This window comes from Dyadobacter alkalitolerans DSM 23607 (assembly GCF_000428845.1).
GTDB classification, from domain to species: Bacteria; Bacteroidota; Bacteroidia; order Cytophagales; family Spirosomataceae; genus Dyadobacter; species Dyadobacter alkalitolerans.
Genome location: NZ_AUAS01000003.1, coordinates 368,664 through 383,544, shown reverse-complemented (window position 1 = coordinate 383,544; position 14,881 = coordinate 368,664). Strand labels below are relative to the sequence as shown.

General features: G+C 41.5%; 20 protein-coding genes and 1 tRNA gene. 6 read left to right on the top strand and 15 right to left on the bottom strand.

Annotation, left to right across the window (positions count from 1 at the left end; genetic code table 11):
* Nucleotides 1-6: 6 nt before the first annotated feature.
* The gene (locus G395_RS0107580) at nt 7-393 is read right to left on the bottom strand and encodes a hypothetical protein (RefSeq protein WP_026629497.1); all 387 of its coding nucleotides are present in this window, start codon (nt 391-393) and stop codon (nt 7-9) included.
* Nucleotides 394-518: 125 nt separating this feature from the next.
* Nucleotides 519-1,163: a hypothetical protein gene (locus G395_RS0107575; RefSeq protein ID WP_026629496.1), complete on the bottom strand. Its 645-nt coding sequence runs from the start codon at nt 1,161-1,163 to the stop codon at nt 519-521.
* Between the two features lie 217 nt (nt 1,164-1,380).
* Between G395_RS0107575 and G395_RS0107570 the strand changes: the two genes are divergently transcribed.
* The gene (locus G395_RS0107570) at nt 1,381-1,662 is read left to right on the top strand and encodes a helix-turn-helix domain-containing protein (protein WP_084439478.1); all 282 of its coding nucleotides are present in this window, start codon (nt 1,381-1,383) and stop codon (nt 1,660-1,662) included.
* A gap of 156 nt (nt 1,663-1,818) precedes the next feature.
* On the opposite strand, the gene G395_RS0107560 is transcribed toward G395_RS0107570, so the two are convergent.
* From G395_RS0107560 to G395_RS0107550, 3 genes are all read right to left on the bottom strand, one after another.
* Nucleotides 1,819-2,202, bottom strand: coding sequence for a hypothetical protein (locus G395_RS0107560; protein WP_026629494.1), 384 nt, complete (start codon nt 2,200-2,202; stop codon nt 1,819-1,821).
* Nucleotides 2,187-2,861, bottom strand: a complete 675-nt coding sequence (locus G395_RS0107555; protein WP_026629493.1) for a hypothetical protein — start codon at nt 2,859-2,861, stop codon at nt 2,187-2,189. The genes G395_RS0107560 and G395_RS0107555 overlap by 16 nt, the downstream gene beginning before the upstream one ends.
* Nucleotides 2,862-2,991: 130 nt before the next feature.
* A complete protein-coding gene (locus G395_RS0107550; protein WP_026629492.1) occupies nt 2,992-3,201 on the bottom strand; it encodes a hypothetical protein in 210 nt (69 codons plus the stop codon).
* 394 nt (nt 3,202-3,595) lie between these two features.
* Between G395_RS0107550 and G395_RS0107545 the strand changes: the two genes are divergently transcribed.
* The 3 genes from G395_RS0107545 to G395_RS0107535 all read left to right on the top strand — a co-directional run bounded on the left by G395_RS0107545 (nt 3,596) and on the right by G395_RS0107535 (nt 6,749).
* On the top strand, nt 3,596-5,890 hold the full coding sequence (locus G395_RS0107545) for a phage tail-like protein (RefSeq protein ID WP_026629491.1): 2,295 nt from the start codon (nt 3,596-3,598) through the stop codon (nt 5,888-5,890).
* A 150-nt stretch (nt 5,891-6,040) separates the two neighbouring features.
* Nucleotides 6,041-6,418 carry a hypothetical protein gene (locus G395_RS0107540; protein WP_169720016.1) on the top strand — a complete coding sequence of 126 codons (378 nt, stop codon included), beginning with the start codon at nt 6,041-6,043 and terminating at the stop codon, nt 6,416-6,418.
* Nucleotides 6,419-6,500: 82 nt separating this feature from the next.
* Nucleotides 6,501-6,749, top strand: a complete 249-nt coding sequence (locus G395_RS0107535; RefSeq protein WP_026629489.1) for a hypothetical protein — start codon at nt 6,501-6,503, stop codon at nt 6,747-6,749.
* Here the strand turns inward: G395_RS0107535 and G395_RS31015 are convergent.
* Both G395_RS31015 and G395_RS0107525 read right to left on the bottom strand, forming a co-directional pair.
* Nucleotides 6,731-7,588 carry an SOS response-associated peptidase gene (locus tag G395_RS31015; protein ID WP_026629488.1) on the bottom strand — a complete coding sequence of 286 codons (858 nt, stop codon included), beginning with the start codon at nt 7,586-7,588 and terminating at the stop codon, nt 6,731-6,733. The genes G395_RS0107535 and G395_RS31015 overlap by 19 nt on opposite strands.
* 2 nt (nt 7,589-7,590) lie before the next feature.
* Nucleotides 7,591-7,845, bottom strand: a complete 255-nt coding sequence (locus G395_RS0107525; protein WP_026629487.1) for a hypothetical protein — start codon at nt 7,843-7,845, stop codon at nt 7,591-7,593.
* Between the two features lie 112 nt (nt 7,846-7,957).
* Between G395_RS0107525 and G395_RS0107520 the strand changes: the two genes are divergently transcribed.
* On the top strand, nt 7,958-8,209 hold the full coding sequence (locus G395_RS0107520) for a hypothetical protein (protein ID WP_026629486.1): 252 nt from the start codon (nt 7,958-7,960) through the stop codon (nt 8,207-8,209).
* Nucleotides 8,210-8,402: 193 nt separating this feature from the next.
* On the opposite strand, the gene G395_RS0107515 is transcribed toward G395_RS0107520, so the two are convergent.
* Nucleotides 8,403-8,591, bottom strand: a complete 189-nt coding sequence (locus G395_RS0107515) for a hypothetical protein (protein ID WP_026629485.1) — start codon at nt 8,589-8,591, stop codon at nt 8,403-8,405.
* 208 nt (nt 8,592-8,799) lie between these two features.
* Here G395_RS0107515 and G395_RS33065 point away from each other — a divergent pair, with 208 nt between their 5' ends.
* Entirely contained in the window at nt 8,800-9,030 is a 231-nt protein-coding gene (locus tag G395_RS33065) for a DUF6965 family protein (RefSeq protein ID WP_026629484.1), read from the top strand.
* Nucleotides 9,031-9,408: 378 nt separating this feature from the next.
* On the opposite strand, the gene G395_RS0107505 is transcribed toward G395_RS33065, so the two are convergent.
* From G395_RS0107505 to fabD, 7 genes are all read right to left on the bottom strand, one after another.
* Nucleotides 9,409-10,098, bottom strand: coding sequence for an RloB family protein (locus G395_RS0107505; protein WP_026629483.1), 690 nt, complete (start codon nt 10,096-10,098; stop codon nt 9,409-9,411).
* Nucleotides 10,073-11,401, bottom strand: coding sequence for an AAA family ATPase (locus G395_RS28865; protein WP_035360615.1), 1,329 nt, complete (start codon nt 11,399-11,401; stop codon nt 10,073-10,075). Before G395_RS28865 ends, G395_RS0107505 begins: the two co-directional genes overlap by 26 nt.
* A 330-nt stretch (nt 11,402-11,731) precedes the next feature.
* Nucleotides 11,732-12,316: a PIN domain-containing protein gene (locus G395_RS0107495; protein ID WP_026629482.1), complete on the bottom strand. Its 585-nt coding sequence runs from the start codon at nt 12,314-12,316 to the stop codon at nt 11,732-11,734.
* On the bottom strand, nt 12,313-12,657 hold the full coding sequence (locus G395_RS0107490; RefSeq protein ID WP_026629481.1) for an STAS-like domain-containing protein: 345 nt from the start codon (nt 12,655-12,657) through the stop codon (nt 12,313-12,315). Before G395_RS0107490 ends, G395_RS0107495 begins: the two co-directional genes overlap by 4 nt.
* Nucleotides 12,658-12,767: 110 nt before the next feature.
* Nucleotides 12,768-13,631 carry a hypothetical protein gene (locus G395_RS0107485; protein WP_026629480.1) on the bottom strand — a complete coding sequence of 288 codons (864 nt, stop codon included), beginning with the start codon at nt 13,629-13,631 and terminating at the stop codon, nt 12,768-12,770.
* 147 nt (nt 13,632-13,778) lie between these two features.
* Nucleotides 13,779-13,849 (bottom strand) — tRNA-Gln (locus G395_RS0107480).
* Between the two features lie 66 nt (nt 13,850-13,915).
* Nucleotides 13,916-14,794, bottom strand: a complete 879-nt coding sequence (fabD, locus tag G395_RS0107475; protein ID WP_026629479.1) for an ACP S-malonyltransferase — start codon at nt 14,792-14,794, stop codon at nt 13,916-13,918.
* Nucleotides 14,795-14,881: the final 87 nt, after the last annotated feature.

Here is a 14,881-nt window from a genome sequence, read left to right as displayed (position 1 = left end):
TATTCGTTATTTTGGAGAAAGTGGCAAGTCCTTTTGATTTTCCATTTTTCTTAAAAGGTAGTGATAAACCGTTTGTCCGTTGTCCACGGCAAAGGCGTATGCCTGAACGAACTCATATCCATTGGCGACCATGAAATTCAAAGCGTCAATCATAGAGTTGAGAACCAATTGTTTCCCGTTCTCATCTTTTACGTAAGTGTCTTTGTTGCTGAATATCCGATTTCTTTGTCCGAAATCTATTTCAATATATACCTGCTTGGACAACAACTTCTTTGTTCCGATAATCTGAACATACTCGACATCAATATCCCTGATCAGGACATCGTTTACCGACTGCGCACTCGAAGCCAGGGAAATTGAAAGGAATACGAAAGTGAGGATAAGCTGTTTCATTTTCAAATTATGGGTTTATCAATGTTAGGGAATAATAATACATAAAAACAACCTTTTTCACAGTCGGTAAAAAATCGCGTTTTTGATTTAATTCAAATGGAATATTTTGTGATTTATTGCCGAACTTAGATTATCTCCGAGTCGGTCGGTGAATCAATTTGGTAAATTGTGTTTTTCACGTCATATTCATACCATTTAAATATGACCTTTTTAAACCTCAATTTATGTACCGTTTCGTTAATCGCTTCCATAAACTGCTTCTTCCTTTTATTGGGAGCAAATGACCCACCGGTCAAAACAAGGATGTCACTTTTCCTGCCTTGCGCTTGGATTTCAATATCTTCTTCCCAAAGAATATCTTTTTTTGAAGTGACAAACATTTTACGCAGCTGGGGGAACTGCTTGATTTGAAAGCGCGTAATTTTTTGACCTAAATCCTTTCCTTTCTTCCGAATAGTCGGCTCTCTTGATTGATTTTGCGATTTGAAATAAATGGCAGAAACCGACTTTAACAAATTAAGGCGCTTCGTCGCATCGTCAAACTCATTGTTCGTTAGCAATAGGCTATCCAGCATCTTTGAGTTTGCTTTTACCTCCAAAGGAAGCATCCGGATGTCATTAATTGAATCCCTGGCTGCTTGTTCTCTGATCTCTTGGGGGGATCGATTAGAAGAATGAACAAACATCTTGTCAAGCAACGTGAGTACCACCACTGTGGAAGCGATGTATATAATGATTTTTGACCAGTTGAGTTTCCGAGGTTGTTCCATATTGGGGAGTAAAATTTCACTAAGATTGCAATTTTGGGCCACGCTAAAAAGTAATTTTATCTCTTTTTCTTAAACGGTGCTATTGCTAATCACAAAACATTTCATTTGATATAATTTGCGGATTATGAGGTTGTTAACAAAAGTTATTTAAGGAGTTGACACTTGGCAAGTAATAATAAATTAGTGTAACTATGCTCAAAAATTTAAAGCAACCGATATGAGCACATTAATAACCATGGACGGCAAGCAAGCCGAACTAATCACCCAGGAACTGAGCCGACTCACGAAGTTCATAATGAGCCAGCAGAAGGAAGACATCTACAACGAAATTCTTGATGCCAAAGAAGCGGCGCGGTATCTGAAAGTTTGCACCAGACAAGTGGAGAATCTACGGAAGCAGAAAAGGTTAAGCTTTATTCAGGATGGAAAAATGATCAGGTATAAGCGGTCAGATCTTCAAAAATACATCGCTGAACATTACGTGAAGGGGTCTATTTAAAAGGCCGTTACTTACTGCTAAGTAACGGCCTTTTTCTATTGAGCGATTGGCTTTAAACGTGTCCTATCTACGAATTCTATAAGGCTTTCAAAACTACCCTGATAAGTCCTGTTTTTAATCGCCTCGGCAATATCAGCGGCTGACGCTTTTTTGATTTCAGATCTTTTCATTTTCCGGGTTGTTTGCGTTTTTAGTTAAATGCCTCATCGTTTCCCAGCGCCGGTTGATCTTTGTCACAAACGCCATCAGCTCCGTTGCTATCATTATATCGGACTGAGCCTTCCTCGGTTCACGGACTTCCAGATCTTCGGTGTAGGCCCCAACGAAATCGCAGAGGGTCCGACAAATTGAAGCGCTGTCTATTTTATCAAACACCTCGTCCAAATCTCTTAGAAGCCATTTTTGATGGATTACAGCCGGATTCGATAGATTATTGTACCATTTTAAGCGCTCCTTTTCAGAATTGTTCGTGATCCTTTGCAGTTCGGCCTCAGTGATGTCTTCATCTTCTTCTAACCGGCTTGTCAGTTTTGTTTCCATGGCAACCTTGTTTTAGAATCTGGTGAGTAAAATATTGAGCGCTTGCACCATGGTTCCATTTCTGACTCGACAAACTGAAAGTGTAAATCAAGTTTTAAGAGAAAGGATGATAGCTCAGCCGTTTTCCTGCACATTTGAATTGCATCCTTATCTAAGTCCGGTTCCTTTCTGCTTAACACATTGATTAAGATGGTATTCAGGAGCTGAGCAGTGTTCGCAACAGGTTCGTCCGTCAAGTATTCCGCCATGAAATTGTATAGTGAAAGCAAATCCTTGTCCGCCGCATGTAGCCCTTGTGCGCCCTTCTTCCCGGTTGAAAGTATTTTGTATTCAATTGACCGATATTTTTCATCATATGCTTGTCCCCAGTTAACGAAGTGGCCAGGAAGGACGAATTCATTGAAGTCGGCAGACAGTTCCGTCTCGGCCAGGAAGCACGCCATTTTATGCTTAAAGACCTCTAAGTCATGCATCTTTGATTTCAGCTCACGAATTTCTGCTTTGCATTTGTCAACATCGGATGGTGATGGAGTGCTGGTAATGAGCGGTTGTGAATCAATTTGATCAAAATTCAAACCTGCCGCCCCAATATTTTGAGCGTTTACCTGTGCATTTGAACCGATGGGCCCATTTTCTTTACTTTCTTGCAATGTGTTCATACTTTTGCATTGTTAAAATGAGAAATTGATTTAACCACCCGGATCGCATTGTTTTCGACGACTGCTGCTTTCCGGGTTTTTCTTGCATCTGTTTTGTGTGGTTATCACACAAAACGAGGATAAAAAAATATTATTCAGGCTTGTAGGTTACCATCAACTTGACGTCAAACCCATAGCGCTTCAAAATCGATTGCATTCTTTTTTGAGAGATACCCTTTTTGTGGGTGAAGTTTCTCCAAGCATTGGTTAACTCTCCTTTTTTTTCATCCGGCGGTAAGTTTTTATAAATGTTTTCCAAAAACCAGGCAAACGCCTCTTCAATGGTATTGAATGTTTTCATATGTCAAATATAGCTTGTGTGAAATTCACACACAACACTTGTTCAATAATTATTTTTTTTATTTAATTCTTGAAATTGTATAATATTATTGTGCGGTGCAGGTGGGTGGTACAAATATATGTCAGCCTCATTATCTGAGAAGGCGTTCATACGTCCGGATTCGCCAAAAACTTGTAAACATGTCCACCTATTCTATTGACAATTACTATCTGGTAGGCGATTTGCAGGAACTTATCTGTAAGTTACCTGCTCACCCAATATCTATTCTATGCGGAAGCAATCTGTTATTCTTACCTTTCTCTATCTGACATTAGTTCATACAATTCTGTACGGCAAAAGTCCAAAGATCGATCCTATTAGGTTTAGTTTGTCGACTAACGCCACTCACCTAAACTTGAACGAGGAATTTGAAATCACCATTACTGCTGAATACTTAAGTGTATCGCCGAGTATTGCATTTGTTTTGAAGGATGCAAATAGCTTCAAGCTCAAAATGGTACTGCCTGATGAATTTGTCAAAACCGGGGGTAATTATTATGACTTTATTGGAACTGAGCTCAGTAGCTCAAAGGCCAAAGCAGTATATACAATAAAGGGAAAGTTTACGAAACTCGGTGGGACGGGGACATTCGAACTACTAAGGAGCCACAAGAACGCAGATACCCAGAGCACGTTTATAGCAGTGGGGAGGCTTTCGTTTAGGCCTAAGTCGGAAAATGCGGAAGGAGTAAATGAGAAAGATCTTCGTATTTTTGCAACTGGATTTGTTCCATATTTGACGATAGCAGAGCTCAGGACAGGAAGCGCAGCAGACGCTGTTTATATCGTTGATGGAGTCAAGTCAGGAATATTTAGGTTTCAGCCTGGCAGCGCTGCACTGGACGATTCAAGCATGGTGATCCAGTCAGGAAGTCGTGTTTACGAAAGGGAGTTTGAAACCTTACGGCCTGAGTATTTCGGAGGTGTCCGAAATGCCGCTGACAATACAGCACCTCTTCAAAAAATGTTCGACTTCGCACACGCGAAGCGAAAACTTGACCTTTATATTCCGTCTGGTACTTGGATTGCAACGAATTTAGTAATCTATTCCGGCCTACGTATTCGTGGTGATGGGCAGGGCTCTGTTGGCTTGGGCAACAGTTACGGCAGCGACTACAATGGGACAATCTTGCGGCAAAAAGTCGGCGCTACGGGACACTTTATAACATTTTTCGCCTTACCAGACGCGGATGGTTATGACCGAATCGGACCATTCCTAATAGAAAATTTAGAGCTTTTAGGAAATGGGAATGTAAATTCCGGCGATGGTCTCCGCTTTCAGAGTGAGGCAAATGCCGCGTCTGCATTGCGTAATGCGAATGCGACCCGCAAAACAGTCATGCAATCTCTTACTGTTGTGCGAAACTTGGTGATTCGTGGTTTTGGTGGAAATGGGATGTGGATGCCTGCGCAACATGGAGGCGTTCGTGTCGAAAATGTCCACCCTTTATTCAATAGAGGATATGGCATTTTTAACGACTTGTCTTTTGGTAGCATGGAAGCCACAGCCTTTATCAACTATGATTCCGACGCGAATTTAAAGGGTGGTCTGTGCATTTTCGGTTTGGCAAATTTCAGGCCCAATGCACGGAACTCCAATACGATTGTAATAAATGGTTTGCGCAGTGAGCGCAGGACTAACCCGACATTCGGCGGCGTAGGGAACCGGGAAGTAGTAGTGTTGGATTCTTGCTTTTCAGGCACGTTGCAGATTACAGGGGCTTTCACGCAAAGTACGGTAATGCAGGAAAAGCCCGCAAACCTTGTCACGCTAAAACGGCAACCGGTGAGCCGCAGTATGCGAGTTATAGTTACCGGCGCAGATACTTATCTTGATCCGAACCGGGGGCAGGATATATTGAGCACACCCGACCCTTCAATCGTTGCTGACTCAGTAAACGGGCGTTATGTTTCTTTCAATAACTCTCATGTGATCTATGGCGATGAACCACAAGCAAGTATTTTTTCTAATCGGGAAACGTCGGATGCATGGCAGATTGTCGGCGGAAATAAAATTATTGGAGGCTCTCCAAAACAGGGTTTTCAGGCGGTCGGTAATCAGCCAGGAATCATCTTCAAAGAAACTGACGCGCCGGCCAATTCGGGCGGCTATGGCATCGATGTCAGCGCGGGAAAGCTATACTTTAGAGGGATAAACGACGCGGGCACAAGTACGATTCTTGCCGGCATGAATTCAAATGAATGGGAATTTTTGCAAAGCGCAAAAGTTAACGGAGTACTCAAAACAAATTCACTTGCGGCGATCACGCCCGGCAGTAACATCGGCAATACTACTAATTCTTATGGTATTGGGTACATTCATACGATCAGCGCCGTAACCGGTCAATCATTGAAGCTTGGTAGCTTAGGCCCGAATTCTGTTCAGATATCAGCGAACGGCGTACAGAATTTCCAAATGTTTCCGGCTACCGGAAATGTTATCATCCAGAATGGCGGCACTTTTACTGATGTTCAGAGTTCAGTATTTACGCTCAATTCAACAACAAAAGGGTTCAGACCACCGGTATTAACAACTGCAGAGCGAGACGCAATACCCAGTCCGGTAAAGGGGCTCATTATCATCAACGACACGACTGCTACAATCGACTTTTTCAATGGGTCCGTTTGGAAAACGGTTGTAACCAACTGATATGGATCCAGCGATCATTGCTTGGAAATGAGGGGTGGGTAATGGGGTTTTTATTTCATACAACCGTTTAATAAATAGATATCACCGAACAATCAACGGATTTCACCGACTGGAGTAGCCTCCCTTTCTTGATGCATGAACACGCGGAAAATGGAAATCTTTGTCGATAAACTGATCATCAGCTTGCACACGCTTTCCCTACTTACTCTTATGTCGGGAGTTGTCTTTGTGATTGCCTGCTATGCATTATGGCTTCACCCTACCTGGTGGCACCGATTCAAAGCAGGACAAATGGCCGAAGCCACAATTCTAAAAGCCGACCAGTACATTTCTGCCGATGGCAAAACAATCATTGCGAAGCTGATTCTGTTGGTGCGACCGGCCGCCATGCGATGCTTTGTCGCTGAGATCAAATATCGGTGCCGTTTTGATCAGCAGCTCATGTACACAACTGGCGTCTCTGTTCTTGTAAAATTCAACCCGAAAAATAAAGGTCAGGTAATCATAATTGAGAAAGCAAATCATTAGCCTTATACCGCTGAATTAATGGCGGATTAAGTGTAAATGTGATTCATCTTTTTAATTTTGCTTAAAACCAGTGAAAAAAGAAATGGCACAAGTACTAAGGAACAAACTTAAATCCACAGATCTGATTCCAGTATTCGGATCGATTGAGCTCAGCGAAGGAGAAGGTTACTATCTCGCAGAATTCGACCGTTTACCCTCCCTCCCTCATCTGCCACAGACCTATGAGTTTTTCGATGAGAACGAGGACGTACCAATGCTGGAAGCCAAGTATCAAGTAGACCTGTCAGATTATGAGCTTGTTCATCATGATTATCAAAACAACGACATTTGAGCCGGTTGAATACCACCAGGATTATTCAAATCAGCCAATTCTGGATAAGTTACTGGATATGGATCTTCTCCGGTAAACTGGAATTTTTGATTGATCGAGAATGCTTCCATATGAGATTCCGGAAACTGAAAGCTGGCTAATTCAGTAATTCTTTCTTGTGGCAAATCCGTCATCATCCATTCCCAGGCTAGTTCGTCAGGAAGGATAGTCGGCATTCGCTTTTTTGAATTGTGAATCTTTGCGGCCAGAGGGTTCGCATCGGTTGTCACCATCGCCAAAGTATCGAATGACTCTCCCGTATCTTTATCGGTCCAGGTGTTCCAAAGTCCGGCCATGTAGAAATAATCCCGGCCTTTTACTTTTATTGCAAACGGATATTTGTCAGGTGTTTTCAAGAGCTCGCCCGTACGTTTGTTGGTCCGGTACATGTGGTGCCATTCATAATACTGGTGCGAAATAATCAGGCATCGATTTTCGAGGGCTGAGTCCCGGAAAATTTTCGGCTTGTTCGTTTTCGGGTTGATCCAAAACAGTTCCTCTCCACGAGCATTCTCTGTGTCGTAACCAGTTTGGAACGTTCCATCATCTTTCTTGTAGCCATTCTCGAATCTTTTCACCTGCTCCAAATTGGCAAGACCTTTGGGAATATATCCCCATCTCATTGTTGAGACGTCGAAGTCCCTATGATCGGCATTCGGCTTTAAGACCACCATCTGCGGTGATTCGGGTCCGAGGACAGTTGGGCGTTTTAGTTCCGGAATATTCGCAATGTACTTTTCAAGCTGCATGAGCTCAATATATTCAGCTTTCGTTACTTTCTGGCCGTTGTAGTAGCACATGATTATTGTTGGTTTTGCTGTTGTTGGAAGTACTTGACGATGAGTTTGCCTATGGGTAAAGCTTCAATCTGCCTGCCTTCTGGTATTGACATCCATACTTTCTCGCCGCTGGCAATGACCGACCGGCTCATAAATAACCTAGGCCTTCCGTCAGCAAAGAGTACTTCAAATACCTTCCTCTCACTTTTCGTGTGGATTCTGATATCGAGCTTCATTGTGCCCCATTCCAATTGAAAATCATCTGGCAGTGTTATCATACCTTAAAACCTTGTACCTAAAGTATAACATTATTCAAATTTATCCTTCAAAGTTCTCTGGGTCAATGATGACCCGCAGCCTTTCAATATTTGTTTCGTGCGAAACACCTTGATGAAAACATACATCAAGTTTAGGTCGGCGGTCACTTGGCTTATAGGTTGTGCAGGTAACAACCTGGCCGCGCAGATACTTACTCATGCCGCTGATAATGTACAAGCCCTGGGGAACACAAAACGGCGACTCATTGAAGTCCGGAACCTGGTATCGGATATAACGCCGGGCAAGATCATGATCCAATGGAACCTTAAAAAAATCGAAAGAAGATTTGACAGTTATAAATATGCCACTTCTTATGTCTTCTAGCTTTATCTGTCGATCATAATTTTCACCTATTCTAACTCGAACAGTTCGCTTCGCAGTGGAATAAGGGCTTTCATATCTTAGGACGTAAGACGGGCAATTCAGGCAATCCACTACCATCCCGTTTTCCAGAAACACTATATCGTCAACCCGCAATTCACTGTCTCCAAAGTAATTCCTTTCCCAATGTGCCATATCACCTCATCCATTTTACACAGGTATTAACCTCCCATTGATCTGTATATTTAAAGGTGATGGCATAACTGAACCCGTCAACATAAGCCAGGTAAAATGTGCCCAAGTTTCGGCGGCTAGCCGAGCTCACCTGATTTAGATAGGGCTTAGCCTCTTCTAGAAAGAATTCGCTTTTTTGGACGTCTGACATAAATTTTCCGTTTGATGATGTTTTCAGTATCTTAAATTTGGCATCAATAGTATCAAATTAAATAATAGAAGTCAAGTCCCCACAACAAGGCCAAATAAGGAAACGACCTCCAGCTGTCGTTTTTGCGCCAAAAAAAACTTGAAATTTTAGAAGTTAAGTGAGCGGTCGGAAAATTTTGAAGACCTTCGCGCCCTAACAATATCAAATTATGAGCGTCGAAGAGTTGGAGGGATATTTCAAAGATCGGCAGCTACCCGCAGGCCCTGTCAAAATAAACAAGTTTAGTACGATCATAGACCCTAAGGCGTTTGTGGAATCCGAATTATACATCCTTAGCTGTTATCCACCGGGAACTAAATTAGTTGATTCATGCCGGCTGCGCTTACTGGAATTTAAGGAGTGGCTTGATGCGCACGTTGAAAGCCGTTTAGCCATCTGATCTGGCACATTTTTTGCAATTTATGCGTTGAAAATCTGGCCAATTAAGGGTAAGATACGTATAGGCAAGACAGGAGCGAATATGCGTTCTAAACTCGTGAATGTCGTTAATCAATGTCGTCATGGAGCCAAAAATCTTTGTCGGCGTTGATTTCGTGAAGCTCACAATGGAGCCAGTCCCAAGCACCCCATCAAACAACCATCAAATAAGATTTTGTTTGTAATTAGTAAGCTAAGACTGACAATGATTTTGTGTGACAAATTGCAGCTTAATCTTTTGGAAATGGTTAGCCAAGAATCACTAGCACAGAGGATTAACTAGATTCAAAATTGCGTTCATTCCTAATTTTGAATTGCAAGACGGAATAAAAAAGCAGTGTTACGAACGGCCCGTTAGGTTCTCATTCAGGAATTCAACAAGCTCATAGACAACTGTGACAGGATTCTGCTCGTGATAGGGCAGATGTTCAGAAGTTTCGTGCAGCGTTCGTGCTCGTTTAATTGCAAGTTCTTGGGAAGCTGCAGGGTCGTTTTCAAGCAATTTATATAAACCTTGGCAAAACTCCTTTTTCTTACCTTCTTTAACATAATCAATGTTAAGTGGTCCACTCAATTTGTCATATAAGTAATCCCGTCGACAATTGACTTCTAAGTTTTGATAGTGAAGGTAAAGCCACAACTCAAACGAGTCATTGGAGTAAGCCACGGAAAATTTCATCTGTTTTGCGCTGTGAATTGCATTGTCGAATTGTGAAAATTCGATTTCACCATGATTGATGTCCATATCAAACACACACCACACAAAATCGCAATTCTCTTCTCTTTGCAATTTCTTTGTGCGTGCAACAAGAGTAAGCTTTGATTGTCCCTCCAGATTGATCACCTTAGTGGTGATGCCAAGCTTGGGAAAGCCCTCAAAGTAATATTTTTCTGTTTGGCCTTCACAGACAATTAATATAGTTTTGTTGCGCTCAACTCTTTCAATCACATACTTTGATCCCGTTCGCTTCAACCAGGGCTTTTGTTCTTTAATATCCCCGATTTTAATGGCCTTTGTTCTTTTTCCCACCTTTAATCTCCTCGTTGATTGAAGTTAAATCACCTAGAAAAGGAACTGCTCCATATTTCCCTTGCATATAATCCTTTTCGAATGAAGCATTATTTCGAATTCCCTTGAATTGAACAAGGCTATAAACGTGACTTTCGCCATAAACATCCTTTTCCACAAAATCAACTTGATCACGCCTTATTAGATCTGCCGATAGCAGATTAGTATCGTGAGTCGTAAAAATTAATTGAGCAGTCGCCGCCGTAACTTGATTAAAGATTTCGACAATCTTACGGGTCAAAAGTGGATGTAACCGTGCGTCAAACTCATCAATTACTAGAATGCCCCCGCTACTTAATACCTTGTAAATGTGGGGGCTTAGTTCAATAATTTTTTTCGTACCCTCAGACTCTTGCGTCCTGGTGTGGAAAATAGTTGGACCTGCCAATTCTCTGTTTTCATCGTAAACGTTCCTAATTGATAGGAGTGCTGATAGCTTAGGCTTTTTTACAGAAGCTTTTGTTTCATTTGTGGAAGCCTCGTTAGACGATTCTGAAAATTCAAACAGATCAAGATCTTTAATTCCAAAATCTGCATGTTTTAAAAAGGATATAATAAAACTTTTTGCAGAATTATCCTTCATAGCCCGCTCAGCCTCGTTCATTAGACTAAGATCTCCTAATCCACTGATTATATTGATCGAAGATATTGCTTGAACAATTAATCTAGCCGTTGCTGCAAAACCGAAGGATGCAAGATTTGTTAAGAATAAGGAATTTCCTTCAAATGCACTTTCCTGTTTTTTGCCGACGTTTCCTAACAATGCCAAAAAAATGTCTGCCTCTTCAAATTGTGTTTTGTTGAGACCTGAAATTGAACTTTTATCGCGGATAAACAGAGAGGTTTCTCTAACATTACTTCGAGCAAACAGCCATTCACTAAGAACCCGATCACGGTTGGCTTCAAAACCATACCTATAGCGTACATTTTCGTGATGAAAAATTAGCTGGAAGAAGCTTGGCCGAGACTCCATTTCACGGGAGAGGGCGAATGGTTCAACCTGCTTGAAGACTGTTTCATCCTTGACAGAATTTTTTACAATGTTTATGAATGTCGCTAGTGCAGTAATCACATTGCTTTTGCCACTAGCGTTAGCACCATAGATAGCTTTTGACCTGAGTACATCTAGTGTCTCAGTAAGAGGAATTACATTGTTAGTGTCAAGCTCAGGTTCTTTCGACTTAATATTCGCCGCCGCCATATTCAAAGTGTTTACATCTTTGAATGATCTGAAGTTGCCGAAACTAAATTCTTCAATCAGCATGATAAATTATGTTTTTGCAGATTTTAAGCAAATATAGATATAAGGTCGCCAAAAGAATACCATTTAACATAAAACATCTAAGATAATACTGAGTTTTAGTGCTATAAACCTGTTTGCCAAATCTCAGTACCTGGTTTTCTGAGCATGTGAACGACGGGTGCCATTCATCTCAAATGGAATTGGGATAATTATCTGAAATCGGAGTGGCCAAGATAGCTCGATCGGATTAGAGTAAAATTGCAGATCTTATCTAAACAATTGAAAGTGAAGTAATTATGTGCACTTTGTGAAATACGATGCTTTCAAAAATCAAGTAAGATCAGGATAGTGCTATTTGAAGAATTTTCCATTTGCTGAGATAACGACAACATCATGATCTATAAAGTCGGCATCATTGCTTACCACCATATAACCATATTTTTTTGCTATCCGAATAATCAAATAATCAGTAAAGTCTACGCTGGCGGGCCCTTCGGCAATCATTTCTCCAATTGAAAGATCCTCAAAGCTATCTGAAACGAATTCTAAAACGGAGCTATAAGCATCAAAGTCAGCAAGAATCAACTTTACGTCTTCTTGATATTGAGGGTGGGAGCGGTAGTCTTCTTTGAATTCTAAAAATGCCCTATTGGGTGGTCGCTTTTGAATAAGATGAGGAAAGCCTCGCTTGAAATCCCTAAAATTGGCTTGAATCATCTTATTTATCACTTCTGACATTACCGCAGCGGGTAATATTATTTTTGGCGGGTTTTCACCGCGAAACTTTCCCAGCTTTTCGAAGAGATTGAGGTATTCAAGTCGGTAGTCCCCCTCTTCTAGTGTTCCAGCTAAGAGGTAAAGCCAGACATTCGCATCGAATAGGTATTTTTCTCCCGGACCTGGAAAAAGACTTTTTATCTTGCGAGCTGTTATCATTGCACAGTTTCAAATACCTCATCCATAATCTGTTGAAAAGGCTTTGGATTTAATGCCCTTTCAATTACGCGAGCTACTGCTCTTTCAATAATCTTATTCTGCTCCGAAATGCCACCTATATTAAGCAAAGAAGATAATTTGTCTTGACCAAATTTCCTGTACAGCCTTCCTATGCTTGCATTTAAGAACAAGGTTGAGCACATATCAATACCTTCAAAAGACAGCTCAAATGAGATTCCAGAGGCTACCTCATCAGCCATTAAGTTAAACACGCGCTCTCCTTCTTCCTGAAAAGCAGCAGTGTTACTTTGAATTATGTCAAAGATTACTAATTTATTCATGTTAAAGGTCAATGAGTTGTGAATGCAATATGATAGAAATTTATCTCTTTTAATTTTAACAACAAGGGAATTCTCATCCTTGTTGTTAAGAATTGTTAACAAATGTTATGCTAGCAAGCAAAATCAATATTGACTGTTGTACCAATTATTGGTGTTGGAAACATACGACCATCTTTAAAGAATATTGTTTTGTCTTGTTCGCTATTCCAATAGCCGCGCCCGGAAGCTATTTGCATGGCTACACGCCCGGCCAGACAATATTCATTGATCCCAGATAACCCCAATCCGGCAGGCATATCAACCGCAGGTTGTTTGGTTGAATTGCCGTCAACAGCCCATTTTATTGCCTGCAAATCTGATACGATACCGTTTTTAGTGAACTCTCTTATCGGAGGCAAAAAACCAATACCCAAATCTACCATTGTAAAGAAAAGTCGCTTTCTACCTGGATAAAACTGTCCGCAAACGAAAAAAGGAAAGTCAGAGCGAGAATGGATACAGTAATTGTTGAATATTTCTAGTAAGTCTGTTGCCACAGCCTTCATCAATGTCACAGGAACTGTGGCAAACGCTCTGTGGCCAATTAAGTCGTTGTCCAAATAGTGTTTAAAATCGTGCCCACGGACAGAGGTGAAGTTTTCACATGCGACGGTAGTAAGTCGGTCGTCTGCTGGTATGCCATTGGCTTTGATCAGACCATTGCGAATTAGAACATGAAATTTTTCTTTTATCTGGGGCAAGTTGACTGTAAACGTCAAACCATTTTCATGATTAAGTTTATAAATCAAGGCCTGCAATAAAGCTGACATATTCGCCTCAAAGAAGTCGAGCCAGGAAAAGTCCAACGAAACTTCCGTGTTGTACAGTGTACGTAACTGATCGTAGAAAGAATGAAGGTTTTTAACGCCACTGAAATCGCTTCTAATTTCAGATGGGAAAATATATACAGCTGTATCTGAATCCTGACGGAACAATGGAATCTCAATTGATATGATTAGGGCAAAAGATCAATATGAAATGTTATTTGGAGGTTATTAAGAAGAAAAATGACCCCTAAGCTGACCCCTAAAAAAATTAGCCGCTGTAATCACCTCAATTACAGCGGCTAAATTCTAAAACTGTTGGCCGACAAGGACTCGAACCCTGAATAAGACAACCAAAATGTCCTGTGTTACCATTACACCATCGGCCAAAACCGTAAACAGTGGTGCAAAAGTAATGCGGCTAATTCATGTTGTCAAGCTTTTCTAGAAAAAAATTAAATGCTTTTTATTTCAACACCCGACGCGATTTTCTTCACAAGGCCTTGAAGCACCTTTCCCGGGCCACATTCGATAAACGTTTCTACGCCGTCATTTACCATCTGCTCAATGGATTGCGTCCATCTTACGGGTGCGGTTAGCTGTGAAATGAGGTTCTCTTTAATGACATTTACTTCGGTTGCCGGCATGGCATTTACATTTTGGTAAATCGCACAAATAGGCGCTTCAAATTCTGCCGCGTGGATGGCTGAGGCCAATTCTTCCCGCGCAGGCTCCATCAAAGGCGAGTGAAATGCCCCGCCGACTGGCAAAATCAATGCTCTTTTAGCCCCAGCCGCCTTCAAAAGCTCACATGCTTTCTCAACGCCTTCAAACGTGCCTGAGATCACAACTTGTCCGGGACAGTTATAATTAGCCGGAACTACGATTTCGTCCGTTATGCCTGCACAAACTTCCTCGATAATGTTATCTGCCAGCCCCAGGATCGCCGCCATGGTCGAAGGACGTATTTCGCAGGCTTTCTGCATGGCATCTGCCCGCTTTGCTACCAGTTTTAATCCATCTTCAAATGACAGTGCGCCTGCGGCAACCAGTGCGGAAAATTCGCCGAGTGAATGACCAGCCACCATATTGGGAGTAAAATCAGGGCTGATCTTTGCCAGGATCACGGAATGTATGAAAATGGCAGGCTGCGTCACATTCGTTTGTTTCAGCTCCTCGTCAGAACCTTCGAACATGATTTTGGTTATATCAAAACCAAGAATGCTGTTGGCCTGATCAAATAGTGTTTTAGCCGAATCTGACGATTGATATAGATCGAGTCCCATTCCTTTGAACTGAGAACCCTGTCCCGGGAAAATGTATGCACTTTTCATAATGATCGTTTCGTTTGGGGATTTGATAAAAAAAGCCCGGTCTGAACGACCGGGCTACAAAGGAAATACTTCGATGGCAAAGAAAAA

Coding starts and splice junctions, on each gene's coding strand:
- G395_RS0107580 (WP_026629497.1), bottom strand. CDS start 393: ATGAAACAGCTTATCCTCACTTTCGTATTCCTTTCAATTTCCCTGGCT.
- G395_RS0107575 (WP_026629496.1), bottom strand. CDS start 1,163: ATGGAACAACCTCGGAAACTCAACTGGTCAAAAATCATTATATACATC.
- G395_RS0107570 (WP_084439478.1), top strand. CDS start 1,381: ATGAGCACATTAATAACCATGGACGGCAAGCAAGCCGAACTAATCACC.
- G395_RS0107560 (WP_026629494.1), bottom strand. CDS start 2,202: ATGGAAACAAAACTGACAAGCCGGTTAGAAGAAGATGAAGACATCACT.
- G395_RS0107555 (WP_026629493.1), bottom strand. CDS start 2,861: ATGAACACATTGCAAGAAAGTAAAGAAAATGGGCCCATCGGTTCAAAT.
- G395_RS0107550 (WP_026629492.1), bottom strand. CDS start 3,201: ATGAAAACATTCAATACCATTGAAGAGGCGTTTGCCTGGTTTTTGGAA.
- G395_RS0107540 (WP_169720016.1), top strand. CDS start 6,041: ATGGAAATCTTTGTCGATAAACTGATCATCAGCTTGCACACGCTTTCC.
- G395_RS0107535 (WP_026629489.1), top strand. CDS start 6,501: ATGGCACAAGTACTAAGGAACAAACTTAAATCCACAGATCTGATTCCA.
- G395_RS31015 (WP_026629488.1), bottom strand. CDS start 7,588: ATGTGCTACTACAACGGCCAGAAAGTAACGAAAGCTGAATATATTGAG.
- G395_RS0107525 (WP_026629487.1), bottom strand. CDS start 7,845: ATGATAACACTGCCAGATGATTTTCAATTGGAATGGGGCACAATGAAG.
- G395_RS0107520 (WP_026629486.1), top strand. CDS start 7,958: ATGAAAACATACATCAAGTTTAGGTCGGCGGTCACTTGGCTTATAGGT.
- G395_RS0107515 (WP_026629485.1), bottom strand. CDS start 8,591: ATGTCAGACGTCCAAAAAAGCGAATTCTTTCTAGAAGAGGCTAAGCCC.
- G395_RS33065 (WP_026629484.1), top strand. CDS start 8,800: ATGAGCGTCGAAGAGTTGGAGGGATATTTCAAAGATCGGCAGCTACCC.
- G395_RS28865 (WP_035360615.1), bottom strand. CDS start 11,401: ATGCTGATTGAAGAATTTAGTTTCGGCAACTTCAGATCATTCAAAGAT.
- G395_RS0107495 (WP_026629482.1), bottom strand. CDS start 12,316: ATGATAACAGCTCGCAAGATAAAAAGTCTTTTTCCAGGTCCGGGAGAA.
- G395_RS0107490 (WP_026629481.1), bottom strand. CDS start 12,657: ATGAATAAATTAGTAATCTTTGACATAATTCAAAGTAACACTGCTGCT.
- fabD (WP_026629479.1), bottom strand. CDS start 14,794: ATGAAAAGTGCATACATTTTCCCGGGACAGGGTTCTCAGTTCAAAGGA.